The sequence below is a fragment of the Gaoshiqia sediminis genome (assembly GCF_025907915.1).
Classification (GTDB): domain Bacteria; phylum Bacteroidota; class Bacteroidia; order Bacteroidales; family Prolixibacteraceae; genus Gaoshiqia; species Gaoshiqia sediminis.
Genome location: NZ_JAPAAF010000005.1, coordinates 130,355 through 150,835 on the forward strand (window position 1 = coordinate 130,355; position 20,481 = coordinate 150,835).

The following is a 20,481-nucleotide window of genomic DNA, read 5'->3' on the forward strand; positions in this document are numbered from 1 at the left end:
TGTCTTTTTAGTTTTTTACCGGACAATAATCCATGCATCGTCCGCAGCTTAAACAATTGGTCTTATCGGGTACGTAATCGTTTCGGTTCCGGTGAGACGACAGTTTTACCAGTGTCAGGCCGATCACCAGTCCCATGAATCCGCCCAGGACCCAACCGCCCCAATAAAACTGACTGCGGATGGATTGGGCTTCGGTCACCAGCTCATCCATTGTTTTCCCCTTTTGCATGAAAGTACGCGCATCAATATTATTCTGGTCCTGTTTGATTTCGGGGTTCGCTACCAGTTGTTCGGCCAAATAAACAGTTTTGTTGAATTTGGCCAGTGGCACGTGTACCATCGATCCGGCCAGCCCGCCAATGCCCATCCACAAGGGGACTAGCAGCAGGTAAGCCATTAGTCGCTGCACATTGGAACGGCGGTTGCCCTGCTCTTCCACCGGCTCATCAATTGCCCCGAACGGACACGAATTGGCACACAGCTTACACTGGATACAATTCGTCGGGGTAATTGTCATGTGTTTTTTCGAGAAAGTGGACATCCACCCCAGCAGTACACCGTAGGGACAAAAGAAGCGACAATACGGACGGGCCACAAAAACACCCACCAGTAGGAACAAGGCGCCCAGCAACAACATCTGGAATTCGGCATCGAAACGGAAAAGCCCCACAAACGGGTCGTAACGGCAAATCAGGAATTCGGAGCGTGTGGCGGCGTACAATACGGCCAGTCCGAGGTATAAATACGGGATCAGCCCGAGAATTTTTTGCAACCATTTAGGCAATTCGATCGGACGAAAGGCCACCAAATCCTGAATGGCGCCCAACGGACAAACTGCCGCACAAAATGTACGTCCGTAAAAAAGGGCCACCACCAGCGGGATGATAAAAAACAGCAAGGCAGTGAATGGCAACACATAGCTTGGATCGAAAACAGCCAGCACGATATTCTGGATGGCTCCAATCGAACAAATGCAACCTTCGCGGTAAAAACCAAAATACAACAACGAGAAAACCGATGTCCACAGCACGCCCTGGCGTGAGCGCTTCCTCACCACAAACCAGGTAGCCAGGGTTAGTGCTGCTACCAAAACAAACACGTCAAAATACTCGAGGAAAAGCATCCGGGGCGCAGGTTGCGAAGTAGCTGGTTGCACATAGCCCGTTTCAAATTCGGGTTTCGGAAAACGCTGTTGCGCCCAAACCGGCAGGCCCGTCAAAATGGCCGGGAGCAGATATACTATTTTTTGATATCGGTTCATTCAATTGAATTAGGTTGGGTTGGACGTTGAATTTCCTGTGGTAAAATCGCCTTTTATGAGGTACGGACTGGACGCCGGAACCCTCAGAAAAGCGTCGGCCGGGCACACACGGGCAATGGAACATTCGTTGCAATTGACGCACAAATCGTGGCGCACCTGCAAGTGTAGCGAACCGTTCCCGAAAGCCGAGCATCCTTCCACGCATTTGGCACAGCCGATGCACAGGGTTTCGATAATTTCATACTCAAAATACGGGTCCTCCACAAACTTGCGTTTGATGGCCGCCGTAGGGCATAGTTGGTTCTCTGCCGCAGTTGATAGGGCATTCGCATCGGGTTTGAGGTAACCGCCGCACAAATCGCAATAGCCGCACAAATCGTAAGCATGCACACATTTTACGGCTGAAGGTGTCACCACGCAGTAGTCGGCACAACGTCCGCACGACACGCACTTAAACGGATCGATCTGCCAAACGTAATCATCGGCACTGGCTTTAAAGGCAGCTACTCCGGCCAGGCCAGCCAGCGAAAGCCCCAGCGTGGCCCGCATTCCTTTTTGGATGAACTCGCGCCGGTTGGTCGGTTTGGATGTTTTTTTATCGTTCATCTTTTCGGCTTTCTTTGGCTTTTTCCAACTCACACTTCGAATAAACGCTGCACGATTTGCATACCCCATCGGCAGAGCAGGTGAAATCAATTTTGTTCTGTTTGGCCAGCAACAGTATACCCCCGGCAAGTCCGGCCAAAATACCACCCCGCAAGCAAGATTGAATGAATGCTCTCCGGTTCATTGTTCGTTGTTTAAAGGTTCAAAAATGCGCACTTGTTTCCGGTTGAAATCCAGCAGGATCACCCGGTTGTTTTCATCCACGCAAACATCGGGCGCATACGAATCTTCGTCAAACTGATCGGGCGAGGCCACGACCCCAACATATTCGCCATGCTGGTCGTAAATTTTCACCCGCACAATTCCTTTTTCACTCGTCACAAACAAGTTATCAGCCAATATGGTCATGTGGGCCGGGTTGCAACAGCCGCTGAATCCTTCGGTTTTCACCGATGATTTCGTCCAGGACGTTCGCATGGCTCCATCAGCATTGAAATTCTCCAGGCTGTGCCGGCCTGGGTCCACTGCCCACAGAAAACCTTCATCGCTTAAAGCGATATCAAAATACGGGCTGGGAACTACGAAGCCGGGCACTCCCTTTTGCTCATCTTTCTCACCAACACGGCGAACCAGTTCCCCATCGAAACGGCATTGATAGACCAACCGGTTTCCGGCGTCGGCCACATACACATACTGGTCTGAAACCGCCAACGAAGTAATCACTGCCCGCTCACCGTAATCCTGCCATCGGCTGATCACGTTTCCATCTTTATCCAATTGTACCACCCGATTTGTAAAAGCCAGCCAAACCTTTTCATTCACAGCAATTGCTGTTGGCGAGCCTTCCAAATGCGTTTGTTTGATTAGCTGTCCAGATTCGTTCAATTGAATCATGCTGCTGTCGGCAATCACATATATAATCCCATCTGCAAAAGCAATTCCTTTCGGTTCAGAAACAGAAAGGCGAAGGGCTTTAACTTCTTTATAAATGACTTCCGAAGGATCGACCTGTGCAAATTCACTGATATCGTAGGCGTAAGGATTATCAATATTTTTCCCGCTGCGGTTCACAAAAAAATCGCGCACAATAATACCAGCGATGAATATCGCCATTACGGCTAGTATATGATTGATATATTTCCGGTTTTTCATCTTATAAGTTCCAAGTTTCGGGTGTTAAAGAAATCATTACTTTCCAATATCCAGGCACACCATGGTTTTTGAGTCGCGCATCAGCAAACGCCCGTCGGCAATGGCCAACGGCGCCCAGGCATCGTGCCCGTCCATGATTTTTTTCTGCGCCAGCTGGATGTATTGTTTCGTGTCGGGTTTTATCATGGTCAAAGTTCCGTCATCGCTCAGGATATACATTTTCCCGTCGGCGATCAGGTAAGGCCCAAGTCCGAAACGCGTGGTTTTCCCCGATGTCCAAACTACCTTTTGCACATCATCGGGATGAACGCACACCAACTGGTTACGATTGGCCCCGCCATCCTTGGGCAGGATGCCAAACATGTGCCCCTCCCAGATCACCGGCGTTTGCTGCTCACAGGCCAGTCCATCTTTGGGCGAGTATTCTGTCAGTACCTCTACGTTGAATTTATTTCCATCAGGTACCACTTTTATCATCATGCTGCCTGCCCCGTAGCCAGCGGTCAGGAAAATACGCCCGTCGTCGAAAACAACCGGCGAAGGCGCCACTACCGAGTGGTTCCAGGCGTTGCTTTGCCAGAGTATTTGGCCTTCATCAGGTCCGTCGGCTGCTACGCCGCAAACACCGCCGGCAGCACTGTACACGTACATTTTGCGGCCATTTAGGGTCATTGGCATAATGGACGAATGCGACATTTTCCATTGCATCTCGTTAGGGGCTTCCCAAAGCACTTTTCCTGAATGAATGTCCACCGCAATCATGATGGCCCGGCCTCCCGGGGCAAGGATAACTTTGTCGCCGTCAATCAGCGGACATTGGGCCGTGTACCACTGCGGAATTTCGGTGTCGTACTCGCTCAGCATGTCGAGTCCCCACGTAAGGTCGCCGGTCAGACGATCGACGCACATGACCTGACAGCGAGGACCAATGGTGACCACATGCTCTTCGGTAACGGCAGGTACCGTACGCGACATGCCGTGGTTCCTTTTGACATGGATTTCGTAGGAACGTCGCCAGATTTCTTTCCCGTCAGCAAACGAAAAGCAGCGCAAGGCGTCTTCGCGTTTCTCCTCGTCATAGTCGAGCAGATATACCATACCTTTATAAATGGCAGGACCGGCGTGCCCTTCGCCAAGTTCGACCGACCACAAAACTTCAGGTTCATCGGCTGTCCAACTGTCTTTCAGGTTTTGTTTTTCACCGACAATATTATCGAAGTTTTCGCCCCGGAAACGCGGCCAGGTACCGTTCATTTCGGGGGCCGAATGTTCAAAAAAATTGAAATGTTCGCCAATATTGATGATTTCCTGCACCAGGTTGCCTGCCTGACGGTTGTCTTCGCCCGGCATGCTCGCCTGAAAGTCCACCGTCGGGTCTTTGGTCTGCCAAAAAACAAAAGCAACGATTGCTACCAGAACAATCCCTCCAACCAGTATATTTTTAAATGATCCGTTCACTTTATGCTTTCAAATTATACACCATCAACACCTCTCCATGCCTTAAAAATAGCTTTCCGTCCAGGATATACGGATGCGCCCAATGAGGGCCGCTTCCCTTTTGTATTTGAAATGAACTGATGACCTGAAAACCAGCAGGATCGGGCTTGACAATGGCTACATTTCCCCGCTGTTCTTCATAAATATACAACAAGCTATCGGCAAAAATCATTGCCCCTTTCGTATTCCAGGGCTGATTGTAAGTTATCTCGCCGGTTTTCCAGTTCATGCAAAGCCAATTGCCCTTGCGGTTGTTTTCCCAGTTTGAGCCATAAATGTAGCCGTCCAATTCGATGAGCCCATGGTGGTGATTATCGAAAATGGTATCGGTAAATAATTCCGTAAATCCATCCTGATTTTCATTCACCTTCAACATTTTGGCCGGATAATCGTACCCCATCGACAGAAAAATCTCATCGTCTTTAAACAAAGGGATATTGGTCCAGATCAATCCAGGCTGGTCCGACCATTTTTCGTGCTCATAATATTGATAAGTCATTTTCACTTCGCCCGTTTCCGGATTAACCGCCAGCAGGTTTGTGGCGGTAACGGCCAAAATATAGCGCTGTCCGTTCAGTTTGTATAAAGTTGGAGATGCATACGAACGTTGTCCGCCCACGCTGGGCGTTTCCCAGACTTTTTCACCTGTCATTTTATTGAAAGCAACCACCGAGGTTTCCGTCCCTCCCGGAGTACAAATTACTTTGTCATCCACGATGAGCGGCGATTCCGAAACGCCCCAAATGTGCCAGTCGGCATGATAGTCGCGGTCAACATTCACTTTCCAGTTGATGGCACCGGTTTCTGCATTCAGGCAAGCCAGTTCGCCAATGCCGCTGACCAGATAAATGCGGTCGTCTTCGATGGTTGGTGTGCTGCGGGTATCGGGAAACGATTTCTTCCAGGATTCGCCGTACGGCACTTGCCATTTTTTGTTCCCTTCAAAATCGAGGCAGGTCAGGTAATCCAGCGTGTCGATCATGCCGGTGGCATAAATGTATTTCCCGTTTGAAATGACTGATGAATACCCTTTGCCAATCCCTTCAAATTCGAGCAATAGCTCAGGGCCATTTTCAGGCCAGGTTTGCAACAAGCCGGTTTCGGTAAATTTTCCATCCCGGCTCGGCCCGCGAAATTGATAAATTTGGGCATTTGCAGAGAATCCTAACAGAAGGGTAAAAAGTATATAAAGGGAGCGTTTCATTTAGTTGGTTTTTATGTTTTTGTTACTTCTACGAACCAGCCAGGTTTTATGCCGAAATTTTGTAAGCGATCAGTGTATTTCCGTGGCGAAGGTATAAAATGCCATTGTGTACCACCGGATGCGCCCAATGTTGCGCTGTACCCATTTCCATCTTCGTTTGTGAAATTATGTCGAATTTAGTCGGATTTGGATTTACCAGGGCTAGTTCACCACGATCACTATACAGGATCAATTTATTTCCGGCCATGATAATTACGCCGTTCCCCAGTTCGGTAGAGTTCCATTTTTCTTCGCCGGTTTTCCAGTCCAGGCAAAACCAGCCGCGCGACTTGTGCCCTGAGCCATACAGATAACCATCCGTTAGAACAGCGCCCCCCATTTGATTGTCCATTTTATTTGTACTCCAGGCTTTTGTAATTGATGAACCGTCTTCATTCAACAACAATTTCACACCGCCTTGACCGTAACCGCTGAAGCAATACAGAGCGCCATCCTGAAATATAGGCGTATTGGGATGAATGTTGTATTGGTTGGGGTGCGGATAGCTCCACAGCAGTTTGCCGTCCTTGGTATCAACAGCGATAATTACGTTTGCAGTATGGGTAACCAGAATGTTCCTCCCGGGCAGTTTTACCAGTTTGGGAGTACAGTAAGCTGCTGATTCGCCTTTACCTGCACTTTTCCAAATCAGTTTTCCGGTCATGCGGTCGAGGGCGATGAGGTTAAACTCCTTTCCTCCCGGCGTAAAATACAGCCGGTCACCATCGGCCAGGATCGTTTCGTTGAATCCCCAGCGTAGATGTTCGGAGCCAAAATCTTTGTCCAGCGCTTTTTTCCATACCAGGTTGCCTTGTTCCAGGTCCAGGCAGATTATTTCACCATATCCCGAAACCAGGTAGGCCATTTGTCCAACAATGGTCGGGCACGTCCGAGCTCCCGGATAACTGACTTCAAATTCCTTTCCATAGGCCAGTTTTTTCTCGAACATTCCAGTTTCACTGAAGACGTAAAGGTAACCGGTATTATCGGTCATTCCCGTGCAATAGATTTTCCCGTTTGCAAACGAAGGGCTAGAAAAACCCTCTCCCAGCCCATCGAAATGCCAAAGCACTTCGGGACCACTGACCGGCCATTCTTTCAACATATTGGGAGCCGGATACTTACCTTCGGAACTTTCGCCGCGCCAATGCGTTGGCTGCTGAGCATTCAGTGCAACAGCACTTAAAATAAGAAGAAGTATTACAGTCAGGTGCTTTCTCATGGGTTAAATGTTAATGATTATGGTGTTCCAAATTTATTAAGGAAAGACCAGATTACCCAGGCAACTATTGAATTTAATCAGCTTCTAAATAGTTAGATTTGTTAACAAGTATTATGTCTATAAAAAATGTATAAAAATTTGATTTTTATTTAATTGTGTGAAACCTTCCCTCTTCACAAATCACGACAGATAAATTGTTTTTCAAGTACTCACAATTTGGTTTTGAGTAGCTGTTAGCCATTGGAAGGTTGATTTTTCATAAAAAAAGCCCCCTGAAATCAGGAGGCTTTTGCGATTGTAAGATCACTATTGAATCCGAATTCTTTACAATTTCGGTTCCCAGCCGGGTTCGTACTCGCGCGACCACAACTTCATGGCTTCGCGGTCGAAAATGTGACCGTTTTCGGTATTCACATCAAACGATTTGCCAATGCGGTAGGAAATGTTTGCATAGTGAACCAGCATTTGGCTTACAGCACCCATGTCAATCGGCGAATTCAATTGGCTTGATTTTCCCCGGATATTATCAAAGAAATTTACTACGTGGGTATCGGTCATGTCGCCGCCACCGCCAAGCGCTGTGCCAGCCTCGTTGCTGGCCGCTTTGCTGTCGCGGACAAGTTTGCCGCCCCGATCGAAGAGCTTGTAACCACTGCGATTGACAAATACGGAACCCTCGGTGCCAAAAATGATGGTGCCGCGGTCGGAACCATAGGTGTTGTATCCGTTTCGGCTTTTACCATCCCAAACAATGATTTTATTTCCGGGAAAGCGGAAACTGGCATCCATTGTATCATACATTTCCCAGCCGTCATTCAAGAAATGACGTTTGGCGGCCTGCACTTCCACAAATTCGGGATATTCCACCTGCAAGGCCCAGCGAGCAATATCCAGCTCGTGGGTGGCATTGTTGCCGGTTTCGGCAGTTCCCCAATTCCAACCGTACCAGTGCCAGTTATAGTCCCAGGTATTGTGGCGGTATTCCTCGCGCGGGGCCGGGCCCTGCCACAAGTCCCAATCCAGTCCTTCAGGTACAGGCGCTTTTTTAGGCATGGGCACTTCACCCCGGGTATTGGAATAAAAAGCCACTGCACGGTAAGCATTTCCAATAACACCATTGTGTATTTCGCTGATAATTTGGATGGACTCGGGCGACGAACGTTGCTGGTTCCCCATTTGCACCACCTTGCCAAATTTTTGCTGAAAGGCCACCAACAGTTCGCCTTCTTGCGGACTGTGACTGCATGGTTTTTCAATATAAACATGCTTTCCGGCTTGCATGGCCATCCAGGTGCCGGGTGCGTGCCAATGGTCGGGGGTGGCATTAAAAATGGCATCCACTTTCGGGTCGGCAAACACCTCTCGGATGTCGTTCACTAAGGCCGCTTTTCCGCTCACCTTTCCGGTCAGGTCTTTGGCAACGCGTTCACGCTGTTTTTTCATCACATCGCAGATGTATGCCAGATCCACATTATTCTTTTTATCGATGATGGCCGGATAAAATGCCCCTACCCGCCGTCCGCACCCCATGAGGGCCACACTCAAGCGATCGTTGGCGCCAACAATACGGCTGTAACTTTTGGCAGACATGCCCAAGGCCGAAGTGCCCAACGTAATCCCGGCCGCACCTGCAGCCGCTTTTCTCAAAAAATCTCTTCTGTTTGAACTCATTATTTTTGGTTTTAGGTTATTGTAAAGTTGATAAAACTCCCCTAACATAGCCAACCGATTCGGCAAATCCGGCAAAGGGATTATCGCCGTCTTTTTCATATTCGAACGAAACAATGCCATCGTATTCCAACTCGATCAAATCAGCCAGAAAGCGTTCGATATCAATTACACCCCGGCCTATTTCGCAAGTCGTTCCGTCGTGGTTGGCCTGGGTCACATCTTTGATATGGATATCCAGCACACGGTCGAAATAGTCTTTCACATCCTGCGACGGATCGCGACCAATGCGCTTGGTGTGGCCAATGTCCACACACAATCCCATACGCGGGTCCATATCTTTTATCAGCAAATAGGCACTTTCGGCGCTCGGGTAGAGTTTGTCGCCGGGTCCGTGGTTATGAATAGCCAACTGAATGTCGTACTCTTTCACTTTATTTTCAACATACGAAAGTAACTCGTGATTGGGAACTCCTACAATCATGCGCATGCCTGCCTTTTTTGCATATTCAAAAGCTTGGTCAACCTCCGCTTCAGTAGTCATGTAAATAACTCCCCCTGCATACAGGTCAATTCCGGAATTTCTGCATTTCTGCACCACCTCGGCTATTTCATCATCCGTTGCATCCAGCCTCAGGTGGAAGCTTTTTAACGACAAATGCTTCAATTCCAGTTGCTGCATAAAGGCCAGCATGGTATCGACCGGGTACTTGCGAAAGGTATAGGAAGCAACCCCCATTTCAAACTCTACATTTTTCTTTGTTATTTGTTCAGCTGCATTCTGCCCACTTTGACAGGCCGAAAATGCCCACACCAAAACAAGCAGCAGAAAAACGTTAATTCGTTTTGCGTTGTTCATGGTTAAATTAGTTTAGTTTCCTGATTTTTATACTTCTGAAATGCACTTCATCGCCATGGTCCTGCAACAGGATATGGCCTGATTGCCAATTGCCAAATCCTTCCCATTGGGCATATTTGCTTCGCGCAACCAAGGCATAAAACGCCTGTGTCCCTCGCTCATATTCCAAAACTTTCCGATTGTTTAGCCAGTGTTCGACATGTGCGCCTGCAAATTCACTGGCTTCCAGACTGCTTCCTTTCAGCCATTCATCCCGGCGGATACCGCTTACCACCAAACGCGCCTGGTTCCATTCACCGGGCTTATTTACGAGCTTATTTTTGTGGGCGGGAATCAGGTCGTACAAAGAGCCAACAGTCCGGTTCCCGTCGGTACCCATTTTGGCATCGGGATGTTTCTCATCATCCAGAATCTGGTATTCGAGCCCAATAGCCGACTGTTTTGTACCATATTTTTCGGTGATGTAGTATTTTATCCCGCTATTGGCGCCTTCGGTAATTTTGAAATCGAGTTTCAATTCAAACATCGAATACTCTTCCACTGTAACAATGTCGCCGCCATTTCCGGACTCAGCGCCTTCGGCAGCTTCAACAATCAACACACCGTCCTGCACCTTCCATCCTCTAGTAGGGAAATTATCCTTACCGGCGCCTCGCCAACCGTTTGTTGTTTTGCCATCGAAAAGAAGCTCCCATCCCTGGGCACGTTCCTGCGGCGATAAATAATTCGGGACCAGATTGACCACCGGAATATCAGTCCAGGCACTTCGCTTGAGGTTTTCAGTTTGAATCCGGATGTTTCTCCATTTAATCTGCTTTCCAGCCTGCGATGCATCATTGATGGAATGAACCTGCAAGGCGATGAAGCCTTCGGCGGTCATGTCATCCACCAGGTCGGCACAGGGGATTCCATTCACCCAGGTACGTATTGAATTGCCAATGGCCTCAATACGGTAGTGGTTCCATTCGCCCCGGCGAAATGCAGTTCTTCCCTGCGGGTTTTGGTCAAGGGGGTACAGCCAGCCGCGCCGGGCTTCGTCATAAATGCCGCCGCTCCAGGCCCGCTCCGACGGGTCCACCTCACATTGATAGCCATGAACTCGGCCATCCTGATAATCTGCAGAACTTAAACTTCTGAATTGAATGCCGGAATTCATCTCACTGTCAACCAGCAGTTCAAGTTCTAAAATAAAATCACCGTACGTTTTTTCGGTAGCCAGAAAAGAGTTCGGCGTATTGGCAACTGTAGTACCGATAATTTCGCCGTTAACAATCTCGTAATTTGCTTTACCGTTTATTTGTTTCCATCCGGTAAAGTCTTTCCCGTTAAACAAGTTGGTCCATCCAGTAGCTGAGGCATGGGTCACAACCCCACAGGCAGCAAACAAAAGGATAAATCGTGTAATTCGTTTCATTATTTTATTGGTATTAGTTATTTCCCATTTGCGGGAGTAGCGTGAAATTAGGAAATTCTCATTTTTTAGGTACATTTGTTAGCGCAAAACTGGTTTTATAACCGTTATAAGTATCGTTAAAATTAGACCAAAAAAGTTGGACAGAAGCCTAATAAATAGCCATTTAGAGAAAGTACTTCAAAGCAGGTACTTTCGCAAATCAAAAATTAGCTGCGATTTGCTGGAATACCTGGTCCAAGCCTCGCTGGAAGAGAAAAACCCGAAAGAATTCACCATCGGCGTTGAGTTATTCGGCAAGAAATACGATCATGAGGCCAAACAAGATTCCAACATCCGGGTTTACATCCATCATGTACGCAAAAAATTGACGGAGTATTATGAGAATGAAGGAGCAAAAGATCCTGTCATTTTCGAGATTGAACGCGGGAAATACACGGTACGTTTTAAGACGCCGAAGGACTTTGCTAAAAATAAGCAACGAAGCTATCTGATCCCCTTTCTTCTTTCAATGGCGGGCTTACTTGCAGCACTTTTTTTCCTTCTGACGGGCAATCGAGAAAAGCCGAATAAATTCAGGCAGTTACCCATTTGGCACGAAATGGCTCAAAATGAGAAAAAGACGTTATTGGTTTTGGGTGACTATTTCGTTTTTAACGGCCTGTTACCAACCGGCAGAACAGGCGTTTACCGCGATTTTTCGATTAACTCGGAGGCAGATTACGAGTATTTGCTCGACAAGAAGCCCGAATTGATCAAAACGATTTCAAAATCGAACCTCACCTACCTGTCAAAAATGGCGGCCTTTTGCGAAAGCGATATCTATAAAGTATTTGCCCAAACTGGCGGCGAAATTGACGTAAAACTATTGTCGGATATTCAGCCGACCGATTTGAAGGATTTTAACATCATCTTTATCGGCAACTACAAAAACATGGGAATTTTTGAAAACCTGGTTCACGAGATGAACTTTACTTTCAGCATTTCCAATGCCGCCATTCCGTACATTATCTCAAACGATCCTTGTGCCAGGGTTTACGAAGCACAGTCCGACAAGCTCAAAGAAGAAGATTATGCCCTGGTTATCAACGCCTCTGGTTATTCGGATAACCGCTTTTTGCTGTTTTTGTCGAGCCAGGACATTGGCAACATTTCAACCGTAAAACAACTTACCCAGCCCGAATACCTGAAACATTTTCAGGAAGAACAGCTAAAGCCCCTTGAATTAATCGATTTTAAAGCACTTTACAAGGTAGAAGGTATCAACAAAACCGACTTGTCGTTTGAACTGATTCACATCGAATAGGCTCGTGATAAACTACTCCTCTCCCACTTTCAGAATTTTAAACTCGGTACGGCGGTTACGCGAGCGGCCTTCTTCTGTGTCGTTGGGTTCTACCGGCTGCGACATTCCATAGCCCCGGTAACTGAGCCGGTTTTCGGGAATGCCGGCTTCAACCAGGTATTGCCAGACGGACTTGGCCCGCATTTCCGAAAGTTCATAGTTATAGGCCACTCCCCCCACATTGTCGGTATGGCCGCCAATTTCAACAGTAATTGCAGGATTTTGGTCCAAAAAGGCAATCAGCCGTTCCAGCTCGGCCTTCGATTGCTCCAGCAATGCAAACGATCCGGTTTCAAAAAAGACATTTCGCAAAGCAGCCACGCTACCAGTTTCAACCGGCATAAGGGGAATTGTCAGAAATACGGGATCATATGCCTTTCGAAGCTCTTTTAAAGAGAAATTTTCCGAATGAAACAGATAACCCGGACTGGATACATTCATCGCGTATTCTTTTCCTAACGGCAGGCTGACCAAAAAATCACCTCCATCCAGGCACGAATTCATTGCGGCTACCAGAGAGCCCTGTGCCAAATCAATCAACTCAACTGTCGCACAAAGCGGTAACTGAGTGCGGTGATCAACTACCTGGCCGCGGACGTAAGACACCGGTGTCGGCACTGCTTCTTCGTAAAGCTCGAACCTAAAAATATCCAATCCTTTTGAGTCCGGGCGGTCGGACGAAAAATAGGCAGTCGTTCCCGAAGCATCCACGATCATCCCCCGCTCGTCCTTATTGGTATTGATCGGATAACCCAGGTTGACGGGTTTGTGCCAACCCGAATCGATAGAGTTACGGGTATAAAAAAGATCGAACCCGCCCAAGCCGGGCCATTTGTTTGATGCAAAATACAGGGTGACCCCATCCGGGTGAATGAAGGGCGAATTTTCATCGCCAGGGGTGTTAACATTTTCCCCCAGGTTTTCCGATTCTCCCCAAAGAGGTTGCCCGTGATTGTCGAACCCCTTCAGCCTGCACCGCCACAAATCCATGCCGCCATGGCCCCCTTCGCGACTGCTCACAAAATAGAGGTACTCTCCATTTCCGGTAAATGACGGTTGCGACTCCCAGGCAGCGCTGTTTACCGGACTGCCTGCATTTCGAGGCTTTGTCCAGTTTTCACCCACCCTGCGGGTGAAATAGATATCGCAGCGCCCAAAACCATCCGGCTGATTACAAGCCGTGAAAAAAATGATCCCCCCGTTGGCCGACACGCTTTGTGCCCCTTCGTTTCCAGGAGTATTCAACGTATGGATGGGATGTGCAGGTTGCCATCGTCCATCAATTTGTTTCGACTCGTAAAAGTCTTCCTGTAAACGCGCAAGCTGTCCTGCTCCTCCATTATCGGCAGGCAATAGCCGGGTAAAAATGAAAGTCTCACCGTCCAGCGTTAGTGAAGGCCAATATTCATCAAATTCCGAATTGATGGCGTCGCCCATGTTTTCCGGGTCAAACGGGCGTGGATTGTCAATCAGGGTCACGGCAAACTCCGACTGGGTGAGCAGTTCTTTAGCTTTCCGGGCAAATGCGCTCTCACCATACCGATGTAAAAAATCAAGGCATGTTTGCCGGGCTTTTTCATATTCTCCGGCACGAAAATATGCATCAGCCAACACATAGCCAGCTTGAGGAAAACCGTCAACGCCAAGTTCCATTACTTTTTCGAGCGAAGAAATTTGCAATCTGAGCGAATCCATTTCACGGTATATGTCGGATTGCAGCAGGTAAACATCAACAAAGCCGGGATCTTCGCGCATGGCAACAGACAGCTTCATCAACGCTTTGTCATTTTCTTGTTGCCGGAAATAATCACGGGCCTCGTTGAATAATTTAAGCGCTTTTTTACTCGAAGTCCGGGGCTGACCCACCAACAAAAGAGGGAAAAAACAGAGAAAGAATAGCACGGCTCGTTTCATATCCTGTAAATTTGCAGAAAAAAATTGAACGAATCATCCATTACTCTGCTACATTTTAATCCGACCTGCGAGTTGGCTGTAGCCAATGGCTCGCCGTATTATGTGGCCCCAGCTCTGCTTCGCGAATTTGAGGAAGAGCTTTCGCCGTTGATGATGCTTTTTTCAGGTGGAAAGGATTGGGTGATCAGGGAAACCCCGGTTTCGGCCCGCTTTGCAGATCAAATGGCCGGATTCGGCTTTCCAACGGCAGAATTTGTGCCTAAAGGAGAAGTCAAAGCCCGATTGACCGAAAATGGTATTGAAAAAGTAGGACTGCGCCCCTGGGGAAACAGCCCGGCCGAATCGAATTTCTTTCGGTTTCTGCATCCCATCACCCAATTGAGCTGGAAACCAGAACTTAAAGAGCTATACGGAAGAAAAGCCGCAGCACAGTTCCTTAAAAATTTTGTCAGCAAACATCATTCCCCTATATTTCCCGGAGAAGCAGAATTGCCCGTAACTGCCAGCACTATTTCTGAAATTGAAACCTACCTGAAACGTTGGGGAACCATTGCCATGAAAGCGCCTTACAGTTCGAGTGGGCGCGGATTGCAGGTTATTCGGCAACAAAACCTGAACCGATCGAACCTGCAATGGATTGAAACCACCCTAAAACAGCAGGCTTACCTGATGGTGGAAAAGTGGCATAAGAAAATCTGCGATCTTTCTTTCCAGTTTTTAATGGATGAAAACGGCCAGACACACTACCTTGGTCCCAGTTTTTTTCTGACCAATCTCAACGGACAATACGCCGGGCACTACCTTCATTTTTCAGGCTTCAGACAGTTCCCGTTTTCCGAAAACGAGATCAGTGATATTGGCCGGATGTTGTGCGAAGAGCTTGCCAATTCAGCCTATTCCGGTAGCTACATGGGCTATCTGGGAATTGATGCCATGATTTACATGGACGGCGATGCCACCAAATTTCATCCCTGTTTGGAAGTTAACACACGCCACACGATGGGGCTGGTGAGCAAAACTATCGAACAGTATCTTCATCCAGGATCGTTCGGCTATTTTCGCACATTTTTTTCGAAGCAAGGAGAGTATGCTGCCCTGGCAGAAGAAATGCGCCGCAAACAGCCTCCGCTTATCGTAGACGGGAAGTTAACAGGCGGCTTTGTTTCGCTCACCAATCCTTCACCGACAAGCCGTTTTGGTGCCTGGCTGGAAATAAAAGCACCGGATAAAGATTAATTTCTATCCGGCACTTGGACAGTTCCGTCTCAACGCACTTTCGACAGAGCACCATGCCGAACTTGTTTCGACATCTCACTGAAAATGAGATCCTGAAACAAGTTCAGGATGACACAGTCCAGACAGAATAGCATTCACACGGCACTATCGCAATTTTTTTCAACAGATCATTAAGCTCATTTTTTAATTCACCTTGCGTTTGATGCTGCAGCCCATAGGCTTGGTTTCAGCCACAGCAATTTTCTCGCCACCGGCCAGGCTCTTAATAGCATCTTTCAGGTAGGCCTGCTTCACATCGCTGGCGCTTTTGTAGTTGTCGTCGATCAATCCTTTGTAAACCAGTTTAAAATCTTTATCAAACAAAAACACATGCGGCGTGGTTTGTCCGCCAACGGCGTTGGCAATCAGGCTTTCGTCGTCCACCAGGTACGGGAACTGGTAGCCTTTTTCTGCAGCATGTTTTTTCATGGCTTCCAGCGAGTCGTCATCATTCCGCTTTTGGTAGTTCGAATTCAGCAAAGCAAATCCAACCCCGTGTTCTTTGGCCCAATTGTATAGCTCGTTGTAACGATCTTCCCAGGCAATCACAAACGGACAGGTGTTGCACGAAAAAATCATGACCAATCCGTTTTCGCCTTTCAGGTCGGCCAGCGATACCGATTTCCCGGAGACACACTCCATTTTCACATCGGTATGTTTCGCCCTGTCCCCAATTTGTAACTGCGGATTTGCAGCAAAAGTCACGCTTACTGCAAGTAAAAAAACGAAAGTGAATAAACTTTTCATGGTTATCATTTGTATTGGTTACTGCCTTCTGAAACAAGTACGGGCGAAAGCTTGTTTGAGGAAAAGCGATAGAAAATCTAAATAAATTGTTAATGCTTAGGGATATACGCAAAAATTACCAGCAATTTGAACTTTCCGAAAAGGATTTGACAGAACAGCCATTTGAGTTGTTCCGTCGTTGGCTGGACGATGCGATCCGCTTGAAGGTGGACGAACCAACAGCCATGACCCTTTCGACCAGTTTGGACGGACAACCGGACTCGCGGGTAGTTTTATTGAAAGAACTTCGCACAGACGGGTTTGTCTTTTTTACCAATTTCGGCAGTTCGAAAGGCCTGCAGCTGGACAAAAACAGCAGGGCGGCGCTCAACTTTTTCTGGCCCGCTCTGGAGCGGCAAGTACGGGTGAAAGGCCAGGTTGAAAAGCTAGATGAAAAACAGGCTGCAGATTACTTTTCCTCGCGCCCGCGCGACAGTCAGCTGGGCGCCTGGGCCTCGGAACAAAGCCGCGAGCTACATAGCCGCGATGAACTCGTTCAGCGTTTCCAAAAGATTGCCAATCAATACCAAAACCGCAGCATTGACAAACCACCGCACTGGGGCGGCTACGTGGTGATTCCCTTTGAAATTGAATTCTGGCAGGGCCGCCCCAACCGCCTGCACGACCGCTTCCGCTATTTCCTGACCGGTACCGGTTGGCTGGCAAAACGGCTGGCTCCGTAACCAACTGAGAATATCAGAGGATTAGAATGTAAATCTTCGAGAAAACCACTAGTACCTCATCAAAACCATTAAAATATCTAAGATTTTTCGCCTCTTATCGCTCATATTATCAAACAAAAGCTGAGGAATAATTGTCCTAATTTAAAAATGCACCCATGAAAGCAATTTTCTTGATGATGTGGTTGGAGATTGCCCTTGCAGCCTGCGGACAGGAAGAACCAAAAAATACGAAAACGATGAACTACAACAAATTAAACGAATTTGAGCGGTATGTGATTTTGCAAAAAGGAACAGAAAGGCCTTTTACCGGGAAATACGACACGTTTAAAGAGGCTGGCACTTATTTATGCAAACAGTGCAACACACCGCTGTACCGATCGTCGGATAAATTTGATTCGGGTTGTGGCTGGCCCAGTTTTGATGATGAGATTGAAGGCGCTGTGCGCAAAACCCCGGACGCCGACGGGCGGCGCACCGAAATTACCTGTGCCCATTGCGGCGGGCACCTCGGTCATGTATTTTACGGAGAAGGATTTACCGACAAAAACACCCGACATTGTGTAAATTCGGTCTCGCTGAATTTTAATCCGGATACAAAGAAAGAATAACCTGCTTTTTTCCCAGAGGTCAATTACCTACCGAATAGCCACCTTTCCTGCCTGACCCGATCTGCGACCACCTTAATTTTCAAGTTCTTCGAACAAAGCATTGTTATAATTCGTTCTAAATCGATATTTTTCCAGGGAACACCTCTGCAAAAGAACAAATGTTCCATATATTTGTCCCGTAAATTTTGAATGTGAAACCCTGAAAATGTACCAGAAAGCATTATGAAAATAGCTATCCCGGCCAAAGAAAACAAGGTGGACAACCACTTTGGGCATTGTGACCATTTCATGATTTTTGAGCTGAACGACCAACTCGAAGTTCTTTCAACCGAAAGGATGGAAACCGATAAAACTTGCGGGTGCAAATCGAATCTGGCCGAAGAATTGGCTGCACAGGGCGTTGGCCTGCTATTGGCCGGCGGCATTGGCGAAGGCGCCATTAAAAAATTGAACCAGCAAAAGATAGATGTGATAGCCGGCTTTAAAGGTGATATTGAAACGGCAATCGAACAGTGGAAACGTAAAGACTATTTGACCAATTTTTCTATCTGCACTGAACACGACAGTTGTTCTCATTAGTCAACAAAGCAATTTTCCAATTGGGTGCCAACAAGTTCATAAATTTCATTAAACGAGTTGGCATCCATCATTTTAGCCCGTAATTTTGAAGCCTCGGCAAAACCATTGGTGTAAATCTTGAAAAAACGTTTCAGGATATTGAAATTTTTCGTATCACCCCAGGTTTGTTCAAAAAGCCTAACATGAAGTTGAAGTAACTGTAACTTCTCTTCTTTTGTACGTTCGGGATGTTCCGAATTAAAAAACCAGGGGTTCTGAAAAATTCCCCGACCGATCATCACGCCATCCAGCCCATAGCGTTCGGTGTATGCTGCTGCCTGCCCATACGAAAGTACATCGCCATTCCCCAGGATCGGCACTTCAGGAGCAAGCTGATTTCTAATCAAGACAGCTTTTTCAATCTCCTGCCAGTCAGCCAAACCATCAGACTGTTGTTTCTGGGTGCGCCCGTGCAGGGTGATGGCTGCCGGCCGGGTTTCGATTAGTTGCGAAATCCAACGCTCGGTTTCATGGTTGCGGATGCCTGTCCGTGTTTTTACTGAAACCGGCAAATGCGTGGCTTCTTTCGTGGCCAGAACGATTTCCCGGGCCAGATCGGGCTGATCTATCAAAGCGCTGCAAGCGCCTTGTTTCACGACATTTTTTACCGGGCAGCCCATGTTGATATCCAAGCCGTCAAATTCGTAAGTTTCGGTAATTTCGCGGGCAATTTTATGAAACACCTCAGGTTTGTTGCCCCAAATTTGCGCCACCAGCCGGATGCCCTTTTCCTTCAGGATTTTCTTTTCGGACTGGCTAACCACCAACCGCTCTGAAACACGCTGCTTTCCCACCGGATGATTCATGCCGTCAACGGCTGTAAATTCGGTAAATAACACATGCAGGCAAGCCGAATCTGAAACACGTGCCACCAACTCGCGAAACGAAGTATCGGTCACATCTTCCATCGGCGCCAGGGCCATAATCGGCGACGCTATTTCTTTCCAAAAATTATTCATGTTCCGGTTTTATGAAGCTCAGCTTTTGGTTGATCCCTTTGCGAAAAGCTTTTCGGTTGCCAAACTTACGCTGAAAAGTTTGCACGAGCAACTGTCGGTCTTCGGCTGATACATGCAATGCGTCGCGACATTCGTCTCCGCAACACCCCTCATAGCGCCGGGCACATTCGGAACATTGAATGAACAGCAAGTGACACAGGTTGTTTGCACAATTTACATGTGTGTCGCACGCGTTCCCGCACTGGTGACAATGTGCAATTACTTCACCATTTATTGATTCACCCAGTCGCTCGTCAAATACAAAATTCTTCCCGATGAATTTCGATTCCAGCTTCAATTGCTTAATTTGCCGGGCATATTCTATAATCCCCCCGTGCAATTGGTTCACATCCTTAAACCCATGGTGCCTCAGGTAAGAACTGGCCTTCTCGCAACGTACGCCACCTGTGCAGTACAACAGGATTTTGCGGTCCTTTACGTCACTTAACTGATCGGCCACCATTTCAATTTCTTCGCGAAAAGTATCGGCCTGTGGACAAATGGCCCCTTTAAAATGACCGATTTCGCTTTCGTAATGGTTGCGCATGTCCACCACCAACACATCGGGCTGATCTACCAACCTATGAAACTCGGCCGCAGTAAGGTGCCTCCCCACATCGGTTGTGTCGAAAGCCTGATCGTCCAAACCGTCGGCAACAATTTTGGGTCGTACTTTTATGGTTAATTTATAAAACGACTTTCCGTTGTCCTCCACCGCGAATTTGATGGGCATATCTTTTAATTCAACGTATTGCTGCAGCTTATCCAGAAATGACTGTAAGTGATGCGTTGGAACACTCATTTGAGCATTGATCCCTTCGCGGGCCACATAAATCCGGCCAAAACAATTCTGGGAGGACCAATCAAGAAACAGCAGGTTGCGAAAATCCTGCGGATCGGCCAACCGAACATACCGGTAAAATGAGATCGTGGTACGTTCAAAAGGTTCATCCATCAACTTCTGTATTAACTCTTTTCTGCTGTAACGGTTATAAAGCTCCATTTTCCTATTCATCTTGGAGCGCAAAGATACCATTTTTCAAATTAAGATTATACGATCCTTTTATTCACTACCTATTTCATATGGCGTAATTTTATATGAACAATAGCCGTTATTACAAAACATAAACGTTCATTTTACTGCCAAATCACAAATATATTCTACAACATGTTTTAGTTTTAGATCTACTGAAAGGCAACAACTTACAGTCACATAAAAGAGGCGCCATTTTGAAATATTAAGAAATTTTAAGGATTTTTTAACGAACGAATGAAATAGTTGCTATATTAGCGAAGCATTTCGAGATTAAATGCTTTAGAATTAAATCTTTAGTT

The 20,481-nt window shown here is 47.2% G+C and carries 19 protein-coding genes; 5 read left to right on the plus strand and 14 right to left on the minus strand.

All coding sequences use genetic code 11. The features are described 5' to 3' along the window. Window positions 1–7: 7 nt before the first annotated feature. The 10 genes from N2K84_RS05540 to N2K84_RS05585 all read right to left on the minus strand — a co-directional run bounded on the left by N2K84_RS05540 (window position 8) and on the right by N2K84_RS05585 (window position 10,922). Window positions 8–1,261: a 4Fe-4S binding protein gene (locus N2K84_RS05540; RefSeq protein ID WP_282590791.1), complete on the minus strand. Its 1,254-nt coding sequence runs from the start codon at window positions 1,259–1,261 to the stop codon at window positions 8–10. Between the two features lie 9 nt (window positions 1,262–1,270). Further along, the gene (locus tag N2K84_RS05545; RefSeq protein WP_282590792.1) at window positions 1,271–1,867 is read right to left on the minus strand and encodes a 4Fe-4S dicluster domain-containing protein; all 597 of its coding nucleotides are present in this window, start codon (window positions 1,865–1,867) and stop codon (window positions 1,271–1,273) included. Then, window positions 1,857–2,051 (minus strand): hypothetical protein, encoded by a 195-nt coding sequence (locus tag N2K84_RS05550; protein ID WP_282590793.1) that lies wholly within the window; start codon window positions 2,049–2,051, stop codon window positions 1,857–1,859. Before N2K84_RS05550 ends, N2K84_RS05545 begins: the two co-directional genes overlap by 11 nt. Further along, window positions 2,048–3,019, minus strand: a complete 972-nt coding sequence (locus N2K84_RS05555; protein ID WP_282590794.1) for an NHL repeat-containing protein — start codon at window positions 3,017–3,019, stop codon at window positions 2,048–2,050. Before N2K84_RS05555 ends, N2K84_RS05550 begins: the two co-directional genes overlap by 4 nt. A gap of 36 nt (window positions 3,020–3,055) precedes the next feature. Further along, a complete protein-coding gene (locus N2K84_RS05560; RefSeq protein ID WP_282590795.1) occupies window positions 3,056–4,477 on the minus strand; it encodes an outer membrane protein assembly factor BamB family protein in 1,422 nt (473 codons plus the stop codon). A gap of 1 nt (window position 4,478) precedes the next feature. After that, complete coding sequence (locus N2K84_RS05565) at window positions 4,479–5,720, minus strand: outer membrane protein assembly factor BamB family protein (RefSeq protein ID WP_282590796.1); 1,242 nt, start codon at window positions 5,718–5,720, stop codon at window positions 4,479–4,481. A 46-nt stretch (window positions 5,721–5,766) separates the two neighbouring features. Next, the gene (locus N2K84_RS05570; protein ID WP_282590797.1) at window positions 5,767–6,981 is read right to left on the minus strand and encodes a PQQ-binding-like beta-propeller repeat protein; all 1,215 of its coding nucleotides are present in this window, start codon (window positions 6,979–6,981) and stop codon (window positions 5,767–5,769) included. Between the two features lie 324 nt (window positions 6,982–7,305). After that, window positions 7,306–8,652 (minus strand): Gfo/Idh/MocA family oxidoreductase, encoded by a 1,347-nt coding sequence (locus N2K84_RS05575; RefSeq protein ID WP_282590798.1) that lies wholly within the window; start codon window positions 8,650–8,652, stop codon window positions 7,306–7,308. Window positions 8,653–8,668: 16 nt separating this feature from the next. Next, the gene (locus N2K84_RS05580) at window positions 8,669–9,508 is read right to left on the minus strand and encodes a sugar phosphate isomerase/epimerase family protein (RefSeq protein WP_282590799.1); all 840 of its coding nucleotides are present in this window, start codon (window positions 9,506–9,508) and stop codon (window positions 8,669–8,671) included. Between the two features lie 7 nt (window positions 9,509–9,515). Next, on the minus strand, window positions 9,516–10,922 hold the full coding sequence (locus tag N2K84_RS05585) for a 3-keto-disaccharide hydrolase (RefSeq protein WP_282590800.1): 1,407 nt from the start codon (window positions 10,920–10,922) through the stop codon (window positions 9,516–9,518). Window positions 10,923–11,058: 136 nt separating this feature from the next. On the opposite strand from N2K84_RS05585, the gene N2K84_RS05590 reads away from it, so the two are divergent. Beyond that, a complete protein-coding gene (locus N2K84_RS05590) occupies window positions 11,059–12,225 on the plus strand; it encodes a hypothetical protein (RefSeq protein WP_282590801.1) in 1,167 nt (388 codons plus the stop codon). Between the two features lie 12 nt (window positions 12,226–12,237). On the opposite strand, the gene N2K84_RS05595 is transcribed toward N2K84_RS05590, so the two are convergent. After that, window positions 12,238–14,178 carry an OmpA family protein gene (locus N2K84_RS05595; RefSeq protein ID WP_282590802.1) on the minus strand — a complete coding sequence of 647 codons (1,941 nt, stop codon included), beginning with the start codon at window positions 14,176–14,178 and terminating at the stop codon, window positions 12,238–12,240. A gap of 24 nt (window positions 14,179–14,202) precedes the next feature. On the opposite strand from N2K84_RS05595, the gene N2K84_RS05600 reads away from it, so the two are divergent. Beyond that, a complete protein-coding gene (locus N2K84_RS05600; protein ID WP_282590803.1) occupies window positions 14,203–15,414 on the plus strand; it encodes a hypothetical protein in 1,212 nt (403 codons plus the stop codon). A gap of 183 nt (window positions 15,415–15,597) precedes the next feature. On the opposite strand, the gene N2K84_RS05605 is transcribed toward N2K84_RS05600, so the two are convergent. Then, window positions 15,598–16,200, minus strand: coding sequence for a thioredoxin family protein (locus tag N2K84_RS05605; RefSeq protein WP_282590804.1), 603 nt, complete (start codon window positions 16,198–16,200; stop codon window positions 15,598–15,600). A 92-nt stretch (window positions 16,201–16,292) separates the two neighbouring features. On the opposite strand from N2K84_RS05605, the gene pdxH reads away from it, so the two are divergent. The 3 genes from pdxH to N2K84_RS05620 all read left to right on the plus strand — a co-directional run bounded on the left by pdxH (window position 16,293) and on the right by N2K84_RS05620 (window position 18,109). Then, the gene (pdxH, locus tag N2K84_RS05610; protein WP_282590805.1) at window positions 16,293–16,922 is read left to right on the plus strand and encodes a pyridoxamine 5'-phosphate oxidase; all 630 of its coding nucleotides are present in this window, start codon (window positions 16,293–16,295) and stop codon (window positions 16,920–16,922) included. 155 nt (window positions 16,923–17,077) lie between these two features. Beyond that, window positions 17,078–17,530 (plus strand): methionine-R-sulfoxide reductase, encoded by a 453-nt coding sequence (locus N2K84_RS05615; protein ID WP_282590806.1) that lies wholly within the window; start codon window positions 17,078–17,080, stop codon window positions 17,528–17,530. A 222-nt stretch (window positions 17,531–17,752) separates the two neighbouring features. Beyond that, window positions 17,753–18,109 carry a NifB/NifX family molybdenum-iron cluster-binding protein gene (locus N2K84_RS05620; RefSeq protein WP_282590807.1) on the plus strand — a complete coding sequence of 119 codons (357 nt, stop codon included), beginning with the start codon at window positions 17,753–17,755 and terminating at the stop codon, window positions 18,107–18,109. Here the strand turns inward: N2K84_RS05620 and N2K84_RS05625 are convergent. Together N2K84_RS05625 and trhO are read right to left on the minus strand one after the other, a co-directional pair. Beyond that, window positions 18,106–19,107 carry a tRNA dihydrouridine synthase gene (locus tag N2K84_RS05625; protein WP_282590808.1) on the minus strand — a complete coding sequence of 334 codons (1,002 nt, stop codon included), beginning with the start codon at window positions 19,105–19,107 and terminating at the stop codon, window positions 18,106–18,108. The two genes, N2K84_RS05620 and N2K84_RS05625, sit on opposite strands and share 4 nt — an antisense overlap. Then, complete coding sequence (gene trhO, locus N2K84_RS05630) at window positions 19,100–20,101, minus strand: oxygen-dependent tRNA uridine(34) hydroxylase TrhO (RefSeq protein WP_486865279.1); 1,002 nt, start codon at window positions 20,099–20,101, stop codon at window positions 19,100–19,102. Before trhO ends, N2K84_RS05625 begins: the two co-directional genes overlap by 8 nt. Between the last annotated feature and the right edge of the window lie 380 nt (window positions 20,102–20,481).

Coding starts and splice junctions, on each gene's coding strand:
- N2K84_RS05580 (WP_282590799.1), bottom strand. CDS start 9,508: ATGAACAACGCAAAACGAATTAACGTTTTTCTGCTGCTTGTTTTGGTG.
- N2K84_RS05545 (WP_282590792.1), bottom strand. CDS start 1,867: ATGAACGATAAAAAAACATCCAAACCGACCAACCGGCGCGAGTTCATC.
- pdxH (WP_282590805.1), top strand. CDS start 16,293: ATGCTTAGGGATATACGCAAAAATTACCAGCAATTTGAACTTTCCGAA.
- trhO (WP_486865279.1), bottom strand. CDS start 20,101: ATGGATGAACCTTTTGAACGTACCACGATCTCATTTTACCGGTATGTT.
- N2K84_RS05585 (WP_282590800.1), bottom strand. CDS start 10,922: ATGAAACGAATTACACGATTTATCCTTTTGTTTGCTGCCTGTGGGGTT.
- N2K84_RS05615 (WP_282590806.1), top strand. CDS start 17,078: ATGAAAGCAATTTTCTTGATGATGTGGTTGGAGATTGCCCTTGCAGCC.
- N2K84_RS05540 (WP_282590791.1), bottom strand. CDS start 1,261: ATGAACCGATATCAAAAAATAGTATATCTGCTCCCGGCCATTTTGACG.
- N2K84_RS05555 (WP_282590794.1), bottom strand. CDS start 3,019: ATGAAAAACCGGAAATATATCAATCATATACTAGCCGTAATGGCGATA.
- N2K84_RS05625 (WP_282590808.1), bottom strand. CDS start 19,107: ATGAATAATTTTTGGAAAGAAATAGCGTCGCCGATTATGGCCCTGGCG.
- N2K84_RS05595 (WP_282590802.1), bottom strand. CDS start 14,178: ATGAAACGAGCCGTGCTATTCTTTCTCTGTTTTTTCCCTCTTTTGTTG.
- N2K84_RS05575 (WP_282590798.1), bottom strand. CDS start 8,652: ATGAGTTCAAACAGAAGAGATTTTTTGAGAAAAGCGGCTGCAGGTGCG.
- N2K84_RS05550 (WP_282590793.1), bottom strand. CDS start 2,051: ATGAACCGGAGAGCATTCATTCAATCTTGCTTGCGGGGTGGTATTTTG.
- N2K84_RS05565 (WP_282590796.1), bottom strand. CDS start 5,720: ATGAAACGCTCCCTTTATATACTTTTTACCCTTCTGTTAGGATTCTCT.
- N2K84_RS05620 (WP_282590807.1), top strand. CDS start 17,753: ATGAAAATAGCTATCCCGGCCAAAGAAAACAAGGTGGACAACCACTTT.
- N2K84_RS05570 (WP_282590797.1), bottom strand. CDS start 6,981: ATGAGAAAGCACCTGACTGTAATACTTCTTCTTATTTTAAGTGCTGTT.
- N2K84_RS05605 (WP_282590804.1), bottom strand. CDS start 16,200: ATGAAAAGTTTATTCACTTTCGTTTTTTTACTTGCAGTAAGCGTGACT.